The organism is Mycobacterium sp. NGS41 (assembly GCF_059812725.1).
The window spans coordinates 1-16,850 of record NZ_JCALDF010000013.1; the positions used below are offsets into that span (position 1 = coordinate 1).

The 16,850-nt window shown below is 64.1% G+C and carries 11 protein-coding genes and 2 pseudogenes; 8 read left to right on the forward strand and 5 right to left on the reverse strand.

Annotated features, from left to right (window positions below):
• Nucleotides 1-4 precede the first annotated feature (4 nt).
• Entirely contained in the window at nucleotides 5-571 is a 567-nt protein-coding gene (locus AC5Y21_RS13895; protein WP_499913038.1) for a methyltransferase family protein, read from the reverse strand.
• A gap of 117 nt (nucleotides 572-688) precedes the next feature.
• Here AC5Y21_RS13895 and AC5Y21_RS13900 point away from each other — a divergent pair, with 117 nt between their 5' ends.
• The gene (locus AC5Y21_RS13900) at nucleotides 689-2,626 is read left to right on the forward strand and encodes an acyl-CoA dehydrogenase family protein (RefSeq protein ID WP_499913039.1); all 1,938 of its coding nucleotides are present in this window, start codon (nucleotides 689-691) and stop codon (nucleotides 2,624-2,626) included.
• 70 nt (nucleotides 2,627-2,696) lie between these two features.
• Here AC5Y21_RS13900 and AC5Y21_RS13905 read toward each other — a convergent pair whose 3' ends face one another.
• On the reverse strand, nucleotides 2,697-3,173 hold the full coding sequence (locus tag AC5Y21_RS13905; RefSeq protein ID WP_499913136.1) for an LppP/LprE family lipoprotein: 477 nt from the start codon (nucleotides 3,171-3,173) through the stop codon (nucleotides 2,697-2,699).
• A gap of 336 nt (nucleotides 3,174-3,509) precedes the next feature.
• Between AC5Y21_RS13905 and AC5Y21_RS13910 the strand changes: the two genes are divergently transcribed.
• Together AC5Y21_RS13910 and AC5Y21_RS13915 are read left to right on the forward strand one after the other, a co-directional pair.
• A complete protein-coding gene (locus AC5Y21_RS13910) occupies nucleotides 3,510-7,673 on the forward strand; it encodes a bifunctional nitrate reductase/sulfite reductase flavoprotein subunit alpha (RefSeq protein WP_499913137.1) in 4,164 nt (1,387 codons plus the stop codon).
• 136 nt (nucleotides 7,674-7,809) lie between these two features.
• Entirely contained in the window at nucleotides 7,810-8,136 is a 327-nt protein-coding gene (locus tag AC5Y21_RS13915; RefSeq protein WP_499913040.1) for a hypothetical protein, read from the forward strand.
• On the opposite strand, the gene AC5Y21_RS13920 is transcribed toward AC5Y21_RS13915, so the two are convergent.
• The 3 genes and pseudogenes from AC5Y21_RS13920 to AC5Y21_RS13930 all read right to left on the reverse strand — a co-directional run.
• The gene (locus tag AC5Y21_RS13920) at nucleotides 8,129-9,100 is read right to left on the reverse strand and encodes a sulfite oxidase (RefSeq protein ID WP_499913138.1); all 972 of its coding nucleotides are present in this window, start codon (nucleotides 9,098-9,100) and stop codon (nucleotides 8,129-8,131) included. The genes AC5Y21_RS13915 and AC5Y21_RS13920 overlap by 8 nt on opposite strands.
• 177 nt (nucleotides 9,101-9,277) lie before the next feature.
• Nucleotides 9,278-10,639, reverse strand: a pseudogene (locus AC5Y21_RS13925) (rhodanese-like domain-containing protein); the annotation flags it as partial.
• Nucleotides 10,640-10,663: 24 nt separating this feature from the next.
• Nucleotides 10,664-10,741, reverse strand: a pseudogene (locus AC5Y21_RS13930) (CAP domain-containing protein); the annotation flags it as partial.
• Between the two features lie 1,542 nt (nucleotides 10,742-12,283).
• Between AC5Y21_RS13930 and cysK the strand changes: the two are divergent.
• From cysK to AC5Y21_RS13955, 5 genes are all read left to right on the forward strand, one after another.
• Nucleotides 12,284-13,216, forward strand: coding sequence for a cysteine synthase A (cysK, locus tag AC5Y21_RS13935; protein ID WP_499913041.1), 933 nt, complete (start codon nucleotides 12,284-12,286; stop codon nucleotides 13,214-13,216).
• A 2-nt stretch (nucleotides 13,217-13,218) separates the two neighbouring features.
• Nucleotides 13,219-13,899, forward strand: coding sequence for a serine O-acetyltransferase (gene cysE / locus AC5Y21_RS13940; protein ID WP_499913042.1), 681 nt, complete (start codon nucleotides 13,219-13,221; stop codon nucleotides 13,897-13,899).
• Between the two features lie 10 nt (nucleotides 13,900-13,909).
• On the forward strand, nucleotides 13,910-14,329 hold the full coding sequence (locus AC5Y21_RS13945) for a thioredoxin family protein (protein ID WP_499913043.1): 420 nt from the start codon (nucleotides 13,910-13,912) through the stop codon (nucleotides 14,327-14,329).
• A gap of 19 nt (nucleotides 14,330-14,348) precedes the next feature.
• Nucleotides 14,349-14,822, forward strand: a complete 474-nt coding sequence (locus tag AC5Y21_RS13950) for a DUF4395 domain-containing protein (RefSeq protein WP_499913044.1) — start codon at nucleotides 14,349-14,351, stop codon at nucleotides 14,820-14,822.
• Nucleotides 14,823-15,109: 287 nt separating this feature from the next.
• On the forward strand, nucleotides 15,110-16,756 hold the full coding sequence (locus AC5Y21_RS13955) for an NAD-dependent malic enzyme (RefSeq protein WP_499913045.1): 1,647 nt from the start codon (nucleotides 15,110-15,112) through the stop codon (nucleotides 16,754-16,756).
• Nucleotides 16,757-16,850 lie beyond the last annotated feature (94 nt).

Below are 16,850 nucleotides of genomic sequence, written 5' to 3' on the forward strand. Positions count from 1 at the left end.
ACCTCTAGACATACCGCCGGACGCGGCTGCAGTACTCGGCGTACTCCTGGCCGTACCGCTGACGCATGAACTCTTCCTCCCGCAACACCTGGCGATGAAACAGCAGAGTGCCGGCGATCAGGTAGCAGAGGGGAACCCAGTTGGGAAACACCAAGAGCTGGCCGACCAGGAACAGAAAGAAGCCGACATAGATCGGATTGCGGCTCACCGCGAAGATGCCCGTGGTGACCAGCCGACCGGGTTTGTCGGCGTCGATGCCGACCCGAAAGCTGTTGCCGAATGACACCAGACTCAGCACCAGGATCAGCACGCCGCCCGCGCACAGCCCCACTCCCAGCCAGGCGACGGCGGTGGATCGAAAGAACCGCTGGCTGCTGACCAGGGGCCAGCCGAAAGCGGCGGCGAACACCGTATAGAAGTAGAACAACGCCACCGGCGGTATCAAAAAGTCCGTTTTGTCGAGCTCACCGAAATGCATTGCCCGAGTGCCGCTGCGGCGCATCAGCATCACCCGGCCCAACACGGTGCACAACAGGAGCACGATCATGACAGCGGCCAGGTATTGCGGCATGCCATTTAGTTTGCGCGAGCAGACGCAAAAGCTCCCCCCAGCACGGCGTGTCGGGGGCTTTTGCGTCTGCTCGCCGGGCCTATTTGCGCGGCGCGCGCGGCACGTTACGGTCTGGATATGGCGCCGAACACGACAAGCACTGCCGAACATCTGCGCAACGCGCTGGACGGGCGTTGGCGCGACGTGAAGAACCAGACCCGTGCCAAGTTCGAACATGAACAATTCCGCCCGCACTACACCCCGAACACCGTGATCGCTCGCTCCAAAGTGTTCGAGCAGATGAAGATCATCGCCGCCGCGGGCATCTCCGACGAAGGATTCCGCAAGGAGCATGGCGGCACCGGGGATGTAGGCGCCGCGATCACGATGATCCAGATGCTGGCGATGTCGGACCTGTCGCTGATGGTCAAGGCCGGCGTGCAATGGGGTCTGTTCGGCGGTGCCGTCGAGAACCTGGGCACCGACCGCCACCACGACTACGTGAAAGACATCATCACGCTCGAGTTGCGCGGTTGTTTTGCGATGACCGAGACCGGACATGGCAGCGACGTTCAGTCGCTGGAGACGACGGCCACCTACGACGCCGAAACCGAAGAGTTCGTCGTCCACTCCGAGACCCCGTCAGCCCGCAAGGACTACATCGGCGGAGCCGCCGAGACCGCCACCATCGCAGCGGTTTTCGCGCAACTGATCACCGAGGAGAACGGCGAGCCGGTCAACCACGGCGTGCACTGCGTCCTGGTGCCGATCCGCGACGACGACGGTAACGACCTACCCGGCGTGACGACATCGGACTGCCACTACAAGGGCGGCCTACCCGGCGTCGACAACGGTCGCATCATGTTCGACCACGTCCGGGTCCCCCGCGTCAACCTGCTCAACAAGTACGGAGACGTCGCACCGGACGGGACCTACACATCGCCTATCGACAACGCCAACCGCCGGTTCTTCACCATGATCGGCACGCTGATCCGCGGCCGCGTCACCGTGGGCGGCAGCGCAGGCGCCGCCACGCAGGTCGCACTCGACATTGCCACCCGATATGCGTTGCAGCGCAAGCAATTCAGCTCACCCGACGACGACAGCGAAGTGCTGATCATGGACTACCTGGTACATCAGCGGCGGCTGTTTCCGTTGATAGCGCGGTCCTATGCACTGCAATTCGCGCAGAACGAACTGGTGTCCAAGACCCACGACCTGCAGACGTCGGACGTGGTGGATGCCGAGGAGCAGCGTGAGCTGGAAGCTCGCGCTGCCGGATTGAAGGCGGCCAACACCTGGCATGCCAGCCGGGCCATTCAAGAAGCCAGAGAGGCATGCGGCGGCGCGGGCTACATGGCCGAGAACCGGCTGATCGCACTGCGGGCCGACACCGACGTGTTCACTACGTTCGAAGGCGACAACCACGTGCTGACCCAATTGGTCGCCAAGGAGCTGTTGACCGCCTACGCCGACGACATCAAAAGCATGAGTCCGGTGGAATGGGTACGTTTCGCGGCTAACACGGTCGGCGACCGGGTGATGAAACGCACCGCGGCCGAAGCGATCATGCAGCGCATCGTGGACGCCCGGCAGGACAGCGAAGAAGAAGGCAGCCTGTTCAACCGCGGCACCCAGGTCACCATGTTCGAGGAGCGCGAGGATTATCTGCTGTCGTCGGTCGCGCGTCGGCTACAGGGCAAATCCAAGGAGATGTCGGCGTTCGACGCGTTCAACACGGTGCAGGATCATGTGCTGCACGCGGCGCAGGCCCACATTGACCGGGTGGTGTTGGAAGCGTTCGTCGCAGGAATCGAGTCGTGCGAAGACACTGAGGCCCGCGAGCTGCTGGAGCTTGTGTGCGACCTGTATGCGCTGTCGGTGATCGAGGAGGACAAGGCCTGGTACGTCGAGCACACCTACCTGTCCACTGAGCGAGCCAAGGCGGTCACCCGGGGCATCAACGATCGGTGCCGCAAACTACGCCCGCATGCCGAGACGCTCGTCGACGGCTTCGGCATCCCTGAGCCGCTGCGCTACGCCGAAATGCTGCACCCGGAGAACCTGCCCGGCTGACTGCGGCGAGCAGACGCAAAAGCCCCCGACACGCCGTGCGTGCGGGGGCTTTTGCGTCTGCTCGCGCCCGCTACTGATTCGGGATCGGGCCGAGGGCTTTCAGCTTGCCGTCGGGTCCGATCTGGAACTTCACCGTTCCCGCGCCACTGGGACAACAGGCCTGATCGCTACCCTTCTGCCACTGGTATCGGACGGTGATCGTGTCATCGGTCGGCGGCAGCACGGTGATGTAGGGCTTGGGGTTCGGAGTGGGTGAACCCAGCGCGGTGTTGTGGTCGAAGAACAACAGCTGCTGGGGCGTCGACTCGCTGGCAATCGTCGGGATGATCTGCACCCAATACAACCGGCATTTCTTGGTATGCCCCCGCCCGATTTCCACCCACATCGAACCGGCAACCTCGATCGGGACCGACGCGATGGCCTGCTTCACCGTGTCGGCGCTCGGCCCGTCGGATGCCTTGCATTTGTCGGGTGGCGCCGCAGCCGGTGGATGCGGTTTCGCGCTGCAACCCGAGAAACCCGACGCCAGCAGCGTCAGCAAAACCATGACCAGCAGGCGACGCACGCACCGAGCTTAACGAAGACTGTGGATGTGCCCCTTGTTTCGTCGGAACCCTGTTTCTGGCGCGCGCGACGGGCAGCATCGCAGGTAGCCTGATTCAGGATCGGTTGGTCGGTGTTGACCTGCGAAAACCCTGGTCGACAGCGGTTTTCCCGACATTGTTCACCAGCTCACCGGATCCGTTGCGAGGAAGCCGTAAAACCGCGGAAACGTCGGATACCCGGTGTCGAAACATCCTTGGCGCACGATCTGCGCAAACGTTCGTTGCGCGCATCCGGGGGGAGGGAGGCAGTAGGCGTGGCTGGGGACACCGTGAACACCATGTGCGCCTACTGCGGTGTGGGCTGCGGCATGGTGTTGCAACTCACAACCGACCCGGAAAGCGGCCGGCGTCACGTGGCGAAGTCGGCCGGAAACAAAAGCCACCCCGCGAATTTCGGGCGGTTATGTACCAAAGGCGCAACCACGGCCGACCTGCTTGCGGCGCCCGGCCGGGCGGAGTCGGCATACGTTCGGGCCGACCGCGGCCAGCCCCTGGAACCAATCGACACCGCCGCCGCTATCACCCGGTCCGCCAAGCGGTTACGCGCGATCGTCGATAAGCACGGCCCGGACGCCGTGGCGTTGTACGTGTCGGGGCAGATGTCGCTGGAGGCCCAGTATCTGGCGAACAAGCTGGCCAAAGGGTTCATCGGCACCAATCAGATCGAGTCGAACTCACGACTGTGCATGGCCGGTGCCAGTTCGGGCTACAAGCTATCCCTCGGCGCCGACGGCCCGCCGGGCTCGTATCAGGACTTCGACCACGCCGATGTTTTCTTCGTCATCGGCGCGAACATGGCCGACTGCCACCCAATCTTGTTCCTGCGCATGATGGATCGGGTCAAAGCCGGCGCGAAACTGATCGTCGTCGACCCGCGCCGCACCGCGACCGCCGCCAAGGCCGACTTGTTCCTGCAGATCGCCCCGGGGTCTGATCTCGCACTGCTGAACGGATTGCTGCACCTGATCGTCGAAAACGGCCATACCGAAGACGAATTCATCTCCGAATTCACCAAAGGGTGGGAGGTGATGCCGAGTTTTCTGCAGCAGTTCACCCCCGACAAGGTCAGCGAAATCACCGGTATTCCAGCCGAAGACATTCGCACGGCCGCGCGCTGGATCGGCGAAGCCGGAAACTGGATGAGTTGCTGGACAATGGGACTCAACCAGAGCACGCACGGCACCTGGAACACCAACGCGATCTGCAACCTGCATCTGGCCACCGGCGCGATCTGCAAACCCGGCAGCGGTCCGTTCTCGCTCACCGGACAACCCAATGCGATGGGCGGACGCGAAATGGGCTACATGGGCCCGGGCCTGCCGGGTCAGCGGACGGTGATCTCCACCGACGACCGAGAATTCGTGGAAGACCGGTGGGGCATTCCGCGCGGGTCACTGCGCACCGACGTCAGCGACGGTGTGATCGAAATGTTCTCCCGCATGGCCGACGGCAAGATCAAAGCGTGCTGGATCATCTGCACCAATCCCGTTGCCACGGTGGCTAATCGGAAGACGGTGCTGGCCGGACTGGAAAGCGCCGAGCTGGTGATCACTCAGGACACGTTCCTGGAGACCGAGACCAACGAATACGCCGACGTGCTGCTGCCCGCCACCTTGTGGACAGAGTCCGAGGGCGTGATGGTCAATTCCGAACGCAACCTGACCCTGTTCCAAAAGGCCGTCGAACCAGTAGGGCAGGCGCTGCCGGACTGGCAGATCATCGCCAGGATCGCTTGCGCGATGGGGTATTCGGACTCCTTCAGCTATACCTCAGCGGAGCAGGTGTTCGATGAGATCAAGCAGTTCTGGAACCCCGCCACCGGCTACGATCTGCGCGGAGCCAGCTACGACAGGTTGCGCAAGACTCCGCTGCAGTGGCCATGCCCGCCGGACAGCGACAACGACCGCAACCCGATCCGCTACCTGAACAACGGTGTCAGCCAGTCTCGATTGGTGCGCGAAGACGGCACTGTACCCAGGTTGGCCTTCCCCACCCCACACGGTCGAGCGGTGTTCTTCGCCCGGCCACACCTGCTGCCCGAAGAGATGCCCGACGCCGAATTCCCGTTCCTGCTCAATACCGGGCGCTTGCCGCACCAATGGCACACGATGACCAAGACCGGCAAAGTCGCCAAACTCAACCAACTCAACCCCGGGCCGTTCGTCGAAATCCATCCCGACGACGCCACCCGGCTGCAGATCGCCGACACCGATCCGGTCGAAATCGCCTCCCGCCGTGGGCGGGCCGTGTTGCCTGCCGTCGTCACCGACCGGGTACTGCCCGGCAGTTGCTTTGCCCCGTTCCACTGGAATGACGCCTTCGGCGAATACTTGTCGATCAACGCCGTCACGAACGACGCCGTCGATCCGGTGTCGCGCCAACCGGAGTACAAGGCGTGCGCTGTCACCCTGACCAAGGTCGCTGTCGCTCCGACGTCTGATCCAGCGATGCCCGACATGCCGGCTGTCGACGATGCGCCCGGATTCAGCATGGCCCAGGTCGATGCCCTCGCCGAAATCCTCGGTATGACAAACGAACCGGCGCCGCAGTTCGGTCCCCTTGGACGCTCTTACCTCGCGGGACTCATCGACGGACTGCGTTCGGAAGCCGGTCGCCGCACGGACGGCGTGCCCACCCTGCCGCTGAGCGCCCCGTTCGATTCCGCCACCCGACTTTGGGTGGATGGTCTGCTCGCCGGAATCTTCGCGCGCGCCGAGACGCCGCCGGCATCGCAGTCAGAAACCGTAGCCAGTGGCCCGGAACCCGCTCCGGCACAAGCGGCTACATCTGAGCGGGCCACGACCGTCCTGCTGTGGGCCTCCCAGACCGGGAACGCCGAAGAGCTCGCCACCGATATCGCCGCACAACTGGGCGCGGCTGGACTGCCGGTCACGCTGCACGCCATGGACGACTTCCCGGCGACCGAACTACCCGCGGCGCGACAGCTGCTGCTGATCACCAGCACCACCGGTGACGGCGAACCGCCGGACAACGGTGCAGCCCTGTGGCGCACGCTAACCGGCAGCGGCGCACCGAAATTCACCGATACACGTTATGCGGTTCTGGCGTTGGGCGACTCCAACTACGGCGACTTCTGCGGTCACGGGCGAAAACTCGACGAACGCCTGTCCGAGCTGGGCGCCACCCGGCTGGTCCCCCGGGTCGACTGCGAACCCGACTATGAAGACGCGGCCGCAGGGTGGCTGCGCGATGTCATCCAAACGCTGACTCGCAAACCCACCGGGGTCGGCCGGGGGACCGTCGCACCGACGCGCGCCCCCGCCGCGTCGCCCCCTATTCAGGCCGCCCGTGCCGGAGCACCCACCTACAACAAAAAACGCCCGCTGGTCACCGGCATGACCCGCAACACCATGCTCAGCGGACCGAGCTCCGCAAAAGACGTGCGGCAGATAGTATTTGACCTTCCCGGTGAGGCCGCAACCTATGAGGCCGGCGACGCGCTCGGGGTGTGGCCGCGCAACAGCGACTGCCTCGTCGACGAATGGCTGGCGGTCACCGGCCTGGACGCGCAGACCCCGGTCGAGGTCGGCGAGCATGGGCTGATGTCGTTGCGCTCCGCGCTCACCGAGCGAATCGAGATCGCCCACATCAGCCGAGACCTGGTGCGGTTCGTGCAGCAACGCACCGGCAACCCTAAGCTCGCGGAGATGCTGAAGCCAGAAAACAAAGCCGCCCTGAGCAATTGGGCGTGGGGGCGCCAGTCTATCGACCTGCTGAGGCAGCTGCCGGTCTCCGCGTCGGCACACGAGTGGCTGAGGGTCCTCAAACGCCTTCAACCGCGGTTGTACTCGATCTCGTCGAGCCCCAAAGAGTGCCCGGGAGAAGTTCACCTGACCGTCTCGCCGGTACGCTACAACTTCCAGGGCGTCCCGCGCCGTGGCGTGTGTTCGACCTACCTTGCCGCTCGTTCCCCCGGCGATCGAGTTGCCGTATATCTGCAGCCATCGAGCAACTTCCGGCCCCCGAGGGAGTCAAACACGCCGATGATCATGATCGGCCCGGGAACCGGGATCGCCCCGTTCCGCGGTTTCCTGCAGGAGCGCCGCGCGCTCGGTCACACCGGACCCAACTGGCTGTTCTTCGGCGAACAGCACGCCGCCACCGACTACTACTACCGCGACGAGATCGAAAAGATGCGCGCCGACGGCTTTCTCACCGAGCTAGACCTGGCATTCTCGCGCGACCAGCGCGAGAAGGTCTACGTGCAGCACCTGATGCGCAAGCGCGGGGCCGAACTGTGGCGATGGTTGCAGGACGGGGCACATCTTTACGTCTGCGGTACCGCCGACCCGATGGCCAAAGACGTCGACCGCGCGATCTGTGAGATCGCGGCCGAACACGGGAATCTCGACCCTGTTGCGGCCGAGGACTACGTGCGGTCGCTGAGTGCCGACAAGCGCTACCACAGAGACGTCTACTGAGACATCTGCCGCAGCCTTCAACTGGCGCGGATGCGGAAACCGTAATGCGGCGGAAACGTCGGGCACCCACGGGTGAAACATCGGCGTCGCACGATTCCCTCAAGGTCGGTTGCGCACTCGAGGGAGGGACGTACTCGTGGCTCGAGAGTGTGAGGGTCCCGTTCGGGACGCCGTGAACACGGTGTGCCCGTTGCAGTGTTGGCTGCGGCGCGGCGTGGCCGGCGACAATCCATCCAGTGACCAGCCGTCGGCGCGTGACCACCACGTCGACTGGGCGGGGTTCCCCGTCAATCTCGACCTGGCGTTCTCCCCACAGCAACGCGACAAGGTTTACATGCAGCACCTGCTGCGCAATCGTGGTTCGCAGCTGCGCCGAGGGTCAAAGGACCTCGCACAGTTGTGTGTCTGCGATATCACCGCCAACCACGGGCACCTCGACTCGGACGCGCCGTCGCTCACCTGACCTCGACCGAGACTGCCTGGATCGCGTTGGCGCCGTAGCCGAGACGATTCCATTCCGGCCGCTCGGGCTGGATTTGCCCGACACGGTCGGTCGCGCGCGCTCGCACAGTCGTGCGACATCCGGTTGCATCGCGCCGGCAATGTGTGAACAGTTCCCACCACTGCCAGCTGTGCCGACGGCGTTCGCCGACGAGTCGCGCGGGCTGCCACGCGCCCTCACCCACGCAGACTTCGACCCGTTCGATCGGCGCCGTCCCCGACCAGGCAACGCCGCGCACCATAAATCCGGCGGCCGGCACCGAGGCGCCGTCGGCAGGCTCGGCGATCAACGCGCGAACGCGCTGCAACCGCACCGGCTCCCGGACAATGCCGTCATCACGTTGCCATTCGTAGCTGTATCGCTGTGTCTGGAAGAAACCCTCGAATGGACGGTCGATCACCTCGATCTCCGTCAGCCACTTGACTGAGGCCACCGAATACCAGCTGGGAACGACCAACCGGATGGGACGACCGTGCTGCAGCGGCAACGGTTCGCCGTTCATCGCGTAGGCGACGAGTGCACCACAGAAATGCGCGTCGTCCACCGACAGGGCCCGCTCGAACCGCACCGGTCCGGTTCCGCCGTCGACCAGCCCGGCGTCAGCACCCCGGAACACGACATCATGGGCGGCCGGCGTCAAACCTGCGCGGTCCAGGATCTCCGCCAGCGGTACACCTGTCCATTCGGCAGTGCTGGCTGCCCCGAATTGCCACTGCTCACCCGCGACCGGCGGGTCGAAACGAGACCGGCCATTGCCCGCGCATTCCAGTGTGGCGACGAGCGACTCTGACGGCATATCGCGCAGATCGCGCAGGCTGAAACGCGACGGCCGCTCCACCATCCCGGTGACCGTCAACTCATACCGCTGCGGATCCAGCACCGGTGTCGTGAAATGGTTGCGGATGTAAAAGTGGTCTGTGGGCATCACGGAACCTCCGATCAGGCTGGCGAGCGAAGTCTCACAGTTCAGCGGCTCTTCTCGGTGCACAACCAGAGCGGGGCTGAGGTCGACCGTCGCCCTGGCCGCAACGCCCGCCTGCGGTGCGTCTTCCGCATCCGGATCGGTGTCGGCAGCTTGGCTGCCACACGACGACGCGAGGCCGGCATCCTGCCAGGCGGCGAATCCTCCGATCAGGTCCGACACATCGTCAAAGCCCGACGCCCGAAGTACGCTTGCGGCCACCATGGACCGATAGCCGGCGGCGCAGTAGACGACCAACGGCGACCCGCGGTCGAGACTTCCGATCGAATCCGTAACGGTCGCGAGTGGGATTTCGATCGCGCCGGGAATGATGCCCGTCGCCGTTTCCTGTGGGCCGCGCACGTCCACGAGTCGCAGTCGGGGCTCAAGCTCTCGCAATTCCGCGAGCTGCTCGACCGTCAGTCGTACACTGGTCTCGACGAGATCTGGCCGCAGCGCCAAAACCTCTGCGAGATCCCGTAATTGACCGACTACCCGGTCGAATCCCACGCGGGACAAGCGGATCTTGGACTCACGCGCCAGCGCAGCATCACCGACCAGCACGATGTCGCGGTCCGGCGACAAGACGTTGCCGGCCCATTCGGCGAAGCGGCCTTTCAGGCCGACGTTGACCGCACCGCGCAGGTGACCGGTCGCGTACTCCGTTGGTTCGCGGCTGTCCAGCAGGACTGCTCCCGTCTGGGCAAGCTTGCACACGTCGTCGATATCCAGTAGCGGCAACGGTTTTGCGTCCAGCAGTGGGCGTAATTCGCGATTGCGGTGTGCGGCGAACTCGAAGTAGTGCGGCCGTACCGGCTGGCCCGCGGTGATCGAGGCAACAAATTCGTCCACGTCGAGCGTCTGCAGCGCATAGTTGGTCTGCCGCTGCTCGCCGATCGTCGAACTGGTTTCACTCGAAAGCTGTTTGCCGCAGCTCGATCCGGCGCCATGGGCAGGAAACACGCGGGTGGTTTCGGGCAGCTTCAGGAGCTTGTGGTGCAACGACCCGTACAGCCGCTGGGCCAGCGCGTCCGCCGACACACCCGATGCCACGAACAGATCTGGGCGCCCTACGTCACCGACGAACAGGGTGTCGCCGGTGAGCACACCGTAGGGAATTGCGTCGTCGGGGTGCTCGTACGCCACGATGCAGATCGACTCGGGAGTGTGACCGGGTGTCGCGAGAACCTCGAGTGTCACTTCTCCCAGCGAGATCCGCTGGCCGTCCCGCAACAGCTCGATCGGGAACTCGACGTCCGCACCTTCCCCGAACGAGATCAGCGCCCCGGTGGCCGCGGCCAGCTCCAAGTGACCGCTCAAGAAATCGGCGTGGATGTGTGTTTCGATGACCCGCTCGATGCGGAGCCCACGCTCAGCCGCTTCACCGAGGTATTCGTCGATATCCCGGCGTGGGTCAACCACGACCGCACGGCCAGTGCCTTCATCTCCGATGAGATACGACGCTTGCGAAAGACAGGCGAGGTAGTGCTGTGTGAAAATCATTTGTCTTTCTCCTCATATCCCGTGTCACCGGCTATGCGGGGCCGGCTGCCCGTAGACGGCCACCACGACCGTTCGGTCCAGGCTGTTCTACGACCACACGCCGGATGCGCGGAACTATCAGGACCTGAACGGGGTTGACGCCGATCTCGACGAGCAAGATGTTGAGGACGAACACGATGAGCACGAAGTGCGGAATCGACAGCGTGATGGTCGGGAAAATCGACACCCGGGCCACGAACCGAAATTTGCTCGAGGCGCTCGTAACACTCCGAAGGCCGGCGCACCATCACCACCAATGGTTCGACGCTGAGCACACAGAACTGGCCCGAGGCGTTCATCGGCTTTATAACGGCCGCGCCGCTCATAAGTTTCGCTCGGCCCACCGGCTGCTCATGCGACTCATCCGGTCCCCAATTTCATGGACATATTCAGCGCACCTTTTATTTGTTGGCGTGCCTATCAATCTGCATCGCTACGCCGTTGCGCCCAATAGAATACGCAGTTTACGGCCATAACTGAGGCTGCCTGTAGATTTGGAATCAGCGAGAACAAATCTAGCCAGACGACATCGACCGTCCAGCTCACACGGCTGACTTCGGTGACGATGCCATCGAGCATGCTATCCGGCAGGGAAAATCAGCTTCTGCGCAAGAGTCTTGTCCTGGGTGTAGAGAATTAGATCGCCTGAATTTCACACAGGTTGCGTTTTCCGGCAATTCGAGACTCAGCGGCTTGCATTCAAGACTCACCCGGATCTAATTGTTCTGCCCGCTTTGCCAACTCCGCGACGATTCTCGGACAAGACCATGCCCCGAATCCGCCAACGGTGAAAGAGAGAGCAGCAGTCATGCTTGATGACGCGCGGACGCAGCGGGCCCCGGATCGGACGCGCCGCTGTGGCGAGGTTGGCTGCAGCAGGTAGCTGACGCCTGTCGGGCGACCCTGCGACGGGCGTAATGCCATCGACTATGAGCGCCACATCCGGCTGCTGGTGGCTGTCGGGGTGTTTCGTAAGTACACGCCTTCCTGGTGGAATTCCCTTGCCCGACACCAACACTGAATCACCCTCGATTTCGACTACGTTCTGTGGACCATCCTGATCGGGTTGCTCGTCACCAATACTGTTGGCCTGCATTGCATGTTTAGGCCCCGCGTACTGACCTGACAAGACCGACATCCCGCACCCTCCGGGGTCCGCTCCTCGTAGCGATCGTCGGACTCGTCCTCGTCGCGCGAGTCATGGTCAGGCACGACGAACGGCAGCACGTCGGCAAATTTCGGGCGCGTTCTGCGGCTGTCCTATAGTGGTGTTATGCAACAGCCGACACAGCCGCGCTTCCGCCTTTCGCGCCGCCCCGTGGTGCACTGTTGTTGTTGTCACTGTTGTTGATTTCCTGACGCCATCTGACGCTGCAGAAATCCTCGCGCCCTACCGACGAACCGGCCACAGCCGGCAAACCGCCGACACGCGCCAGCCAATCCTTCAGGAAGATCGACCACCATGACGGGTTTGTCCACGCCCAGCCTTGCCGATGGTCCCGGTACCCGGGCACCCCGGCTAGTGGATACTGAAGCAACCGCCGAAGCCGAACTCATAGGACCATTTCAAGTGCCGATCCCTTCGACGCCGCCTGAGGATCCCAAATGACCATTGCCGACAACATCACCCAACTGATCGGTGGAACCCCGTTGGTCCGGTTGCGCCGAGTCACCGAGGGCGCCGTGGCCGACGTGGTCGCCAAGCTGGAATCCTTCAATCCGGCTGGCAGCGTTAAGGACCGCATCGGGGTAGCCATGATCGATGCGGCCGAGCGTGCGGGCCTTATCAAGCCGGACACCATCATCCTGGAGCCGACGAGCGGCAACACCGGCATCGCGCTGGCGATGGTTGCCGCCGCGCGCGGCTACAAGTGCGTGCTGACTATGCCGGACACGATGAGCATCGAGCGGCGGATGCTGCTGCGCGCATACGGCGCCGAACTTGTTCTGACGCCCGGCGCGGAAGGCATGGCGGGCGCGATCGCCAAAGCCGAGGAATTGGCTAAGACCGACGAACGGTATTTCATCCCACAGCAATTCGAGAATCCGGCCAATCCAGCGGTACACGCCGTGACCACCGCAGAGGAGGTGTGGCACGACACCGACGGCAAGGTCGACATCTTCGTGTCCGGAGTCGGAACCGGCGGCACCCTCACCGGAGTCGCTCAGATCATCAAGGAGCGCAGGCCGTCTGCGCAGTTCGTCGCCGTAGAACCCACCGGGTCGCCAGTGTTGTCCGGCGGCCAGAAGGGACCGCACCCGATCCAAGGCATCGGCGCCGGATTCGTCCCGCCGGTGTTGGACATGGGGTTGGTCGACGAGGTTCTTACCGTCGAGAACGACGACGCGCTCGATTTGGCCCGGCGGCTGGCCAGGGAAGAGGGACTGCTGGTCGGCATCTCGTCGGGTGCTGCCGTTTCGGCCGCTCTCGAATTGGCCCGCCGGCCGGACAACGCCGGCAAGCTCATCGTGGTCGTGCTCCCCGACTTCGGCGAGCGGTATCTGAGCACCGTGTTGTTCGCCGACCTGAGCGATTGACCATGCTGGCAGCGATACGGCGCGACATACGGGTGGCCAGGGAGCGCGATCCGGCGAAACCAACCACGCTGGAAGTCATCCTCAGCTACCCCGGAGTGCACGCGGTGTGGGGCCACCGGATCAGCCACTGGCTGTGGAGTCGTGGCCGCCGGCTGGCTGCGCGCGTGATCGCGGCGTTCACCCGCATCCTGACCGGCGTCGACATCCATCCGGGTGCGCTGCTGGGCGGCGGCCTGTTCATCGATCACGCGACGGGCGTGGTGATCGGAGAAACCGCGGAGGTGGGCGACGACGTGACGCTCTTCCACGGCGTCACCCTCGGCGGCACGGGTTCGGAGACCGGTAAGCGCCACCCCACCGTCGGCGACCGCGTGATCATCGGCGCCGGAGCAAAGGTGCTGGGCCCGGTCAAGATCGGCGACGATAGCCGCATCGGCGCCAACTCCGTCGTCGTCAAGGAGGTTCCGGCAAGCGCGGTGGTGGTTGGGGTCCCCGGCCAGGTCATCAGCCGCCCCGGCAAAGCCGAAGACGACTCGGTGCTGCCCGATCTGGTGGGTGTCAGCCTGCAATCCCTGCTCACCCGGGTGGCCAGGCTGGAAGGCAACGGCGCCGGCCAGCAAACGGACGGCGTCATCCGGCCACCCGAAGGCGGAGTGTGGCATGGCGAAGACTTCTCGATCTGAAGCGGCCTAAGTGAGTCTCATTCCTATCGCCGTGACCGGCATCGTCGCAGCGCTGGGGGGCGCCACCGTGATAGGTGTGGCGGTCACCCGGCGGTCCGGCGTATTGCGGGAAACCGACGCTCAGCTGCAGCAGGCCACGCCGGAACTCGGCTTGTCCGATGCAGTGCCGACCGTCGTGCACTTCAGCGCGGAGTGGTGCGGTCCGTGCGCCTCGGTGCGTCGCGTGGTCGACCAGGTGTGCGCGGATTTGCCCTCGGTGGCGCACATGGAGATCGATATAGACGCGAATCCAGTTGCCGCTAAACAATTTTCGGTGCTCTCACTACCGACCACGTTCATCTTCGACGCCGGCGGACGGCAACGATATCGCAGCGCAGGCGTGCCAAAGGCGGCTGACCTGCGCACGGCACTAGAGCCTCTCTTGGCTTGACCGGCAACTAGGAGCGACAGTGAGCAACACTCCGTCTACGAAGTCGACCGACACCAGCCAAGTGGATGTGCGGGGTCCGCGATTCGCCGCCTGGGTCAGCACCATCGTGTTGGTGCTCACGCTGGTCGTCTCGGCGTTCAGCGCCCCGGCCGCCGCGATGATTTTGGGCGCCCAGACCATCGTCTTCGCGATCAGCGCGTGGCGCGGCCCGGGCAACAGCCCGTACGGAGTGCTATTCCGAAAGCTCGTCGCACCGCGGCTCGGACCGGTCACCGAGCGCGAGCCGGTGGCGCCGCTGAAGTTCGCCCAGTTGGTCGGGTTCATATTCGCGGTCATCGGGGTCGTCGGCTTCGCCGCCGCCATTCCGCTGCTCGGCGTGGTCGCGACCGCGTTCGCGCTGTTCGCCGCTTTCCTCAACGCCGCCTTCGGCATCTGCCTCGGCTGCCAGCTATACCCACTCGTCGCACGACTGCGCCGCGCGCCCGCGGCATAAGCGTTCAAGGCGAGTTTCGGCACTGTGGGGGAACTCGTCACCTGCCACTTCGCACAGAAGTTCCGAGAAACGAATGCGGCCGTGGGCACTTTGACATAAGCCAATACGAGTCATCAAAGCGATATCGCGGGTGATACCACGTTGCAAAATCGCTGGCCAAGCATCGTAGGGGCTGACGTGGCTGATGTGACTGGCGTGCTTCCACCGGTTACACACTGAACGGGGCCTTCGTTACCTCGATCGGCGTTACCGTGACCTAACGCGCCAAGTCACAAACGGAGGTTGCGATGAGCGACGCCTGTGTGCCCCGGATCCCGCTTCCGTTGTCCGCGCCGAGCCTCAACCGTGGCGTCGGCTTCACGCATGAGCAACGGCGGCGGCTGGGACTGACCGGCCGGCTGCCGTCGGCAGTGCTCACGCTCGAACAGCAGGCCGACCGTGTCTGGCGCCAGTTGCAAGGCATGGCAACCGATCTGGGCCGCAACCTGCTTCTGGAGCAACTGCACTACCGCCACGAAGTCCTGTACTTCAAGGTGCTGGCCGAGCATCTGCCCGAGCTGATGCCGGTGGTGTACACGCCCACCGTCGGCGAGGCCATTCAACGCTTTTCGGACGAATACCGGGGGCAGCGCGGACTGTTTCTGAGCATCGACGAACCCGACGAGATCGCCGAAGCGTTTGAAACGTTCGGGCTCGGACCCGACGACGTCGACCTGATTGTGTGCACCGACGCCGAGGCGATCCTGGGTATCGGTGACTGGGGTGTGGGCGGCATCCAGATCGCCGTGGGCAAGCTGGCGCTCTACACCGCCGGCGGTGGTATCGATCCGCGCCGCTGCCTCGCGGTCTCGCTTGACGTCGGCACCGACAATGAACAGCTGCTGCAAGACCCGTTCTATCTGGGTAATCGGCATGCCCGTCGCCACGGCCCCGAATACGACGAGTTCATCAAGCGCTACATCGACACCGCTCACCGGCTGTTTCCCCGCGCGATGCTGCATTTCGAGGACTTCGGGCCGGCGAACGCACGGATGATCCTGGAAACCTACGGCGAGGATTGCTGCGTGTTCAACGACGACGTGCAGGGAACTGGCGCAGTCGTCGTGGCGGCCATGTACGGCGGATCGGACGTCACCGGTGTCCCGATGCGCGACCAGATAGCGGTCGTCTTCGGAGCCGGAACCGCCGGGATGGGCGTCGCCGACCAGATCCGCGACGCGATGGTCGCCGACGGCGCCACCGCCGAGCAGGCCACCGCACAGATCTGGCCGATCGACAAGCAGGGCCTGCTGTTCGACGACATGGACGACCTGCGCGACTTCCAGGCGCCCTACGCGAAGAACCGCGACCAGTTGGGGGTGGCAGCCGGAGACCGGGTCGCACTGGTCGACGCGATCAAGCTGGCGTCACCCACCATCCTGTTCGGCTGCTCAACGATGTCGGGCGCCTTCACCCAGGAGGTGGTCGAGGCGATGACGGCGTGCTGCGAACGCCCGATGATCTTCCCGCTCTCCAACCCGACCTCCCGCATGGAAGCCATGCCGGCCGACCTACTGGACTGGTCGAATGGCAAGGCGCTGGTCGCCACCGGCAGTCCGGTCGCGCCCGTCGAATACGACGGCATCACCTACACCATCGGCCAGGCCAACAACATGCTGGTGTTTCCCGGAATCGGGCTGGGCGTCATCGTATCCGGAGCCAGACTGCTAACCCAGGGCATGCTGCATGCGGCAGCGAAATCGATTGCACAACAAGCCGATCCGACCATCATCGGTGCCGCGCTATTGCCGGACGTGCAGAACCTGTGCGCCATCTCGGCGGCGGTCGCCGAGGCCGTCTACCATGCCGCTGTCGCCGAGGGGGTGGCGACCAGCACCCACGACGACGTCGCCCAAGCCGTCCTCGACACGATCTGGATCCCGGCCTACGACTAACTCCCGCCGCCGCAGCCACCTCCGCCGCAACCGCTTCCGCCGCCGCAGCCACTGTGCCCGCCGCCGCAGCCACTGTGGTGACCACCACCACAAC

Coding starts and splice junctions, on each gene's coding strand:
- AC5Y21_RS13895 (WP_499913038.1), bottom strand. CDS start 571: ATGCCGCAATACCTGGCCGCTGTCATGATCGTGCTCCTGTTGTGCACC.
- AC5Y21_RS13900 (WP_499913039.1), top strand. CDS start 689: ATGGCGCCGAACACGACAAGCACTGCCGAACATCTGCGCAACGCGCTG.
- AC5Y21_RS13905 (WP_499913136.1), bottom strand. CDS start 3,173: ATGGTTTTGCTGACGCTGCTGGCGTCGGGTTTCTCGGGTTGCAGCGCG.
- AC5Y21_RS13910 (WP_499913137.1), top strand. CDS start 3,510: ATGTGCGCCTACTGCGGTGTGGGCTGCGGCATGGTGTTGCAACTCACA.
- AC5Y21_RS13920 (WP_499913138.1), bottom strand. CDS start 9,100: ATGCCCACAGACCACTTTTACATCCGCAACCATTTCACGACACCGGTG.
- cysK (WP_499913041.1), top strand. CDS start 12,284: ATGACCATTGCCGACAACATCACCCAACTGATCGGTGGAACCCCGTTG.
- cysE (WP_499913042.1), top strand. CDS start 13,219: ATGCTGGCAGCGATACGGCGCGACATACGGGTGGCCAGGGAGCGCGAT.
- AC5Y21_RS13955 (WP_499913045.1), top strand. CDS start 15,110: ATGAGCGACGCCTGTGTGCCCCGGATCCCGCTTCCGTTGTCCGCGCCG.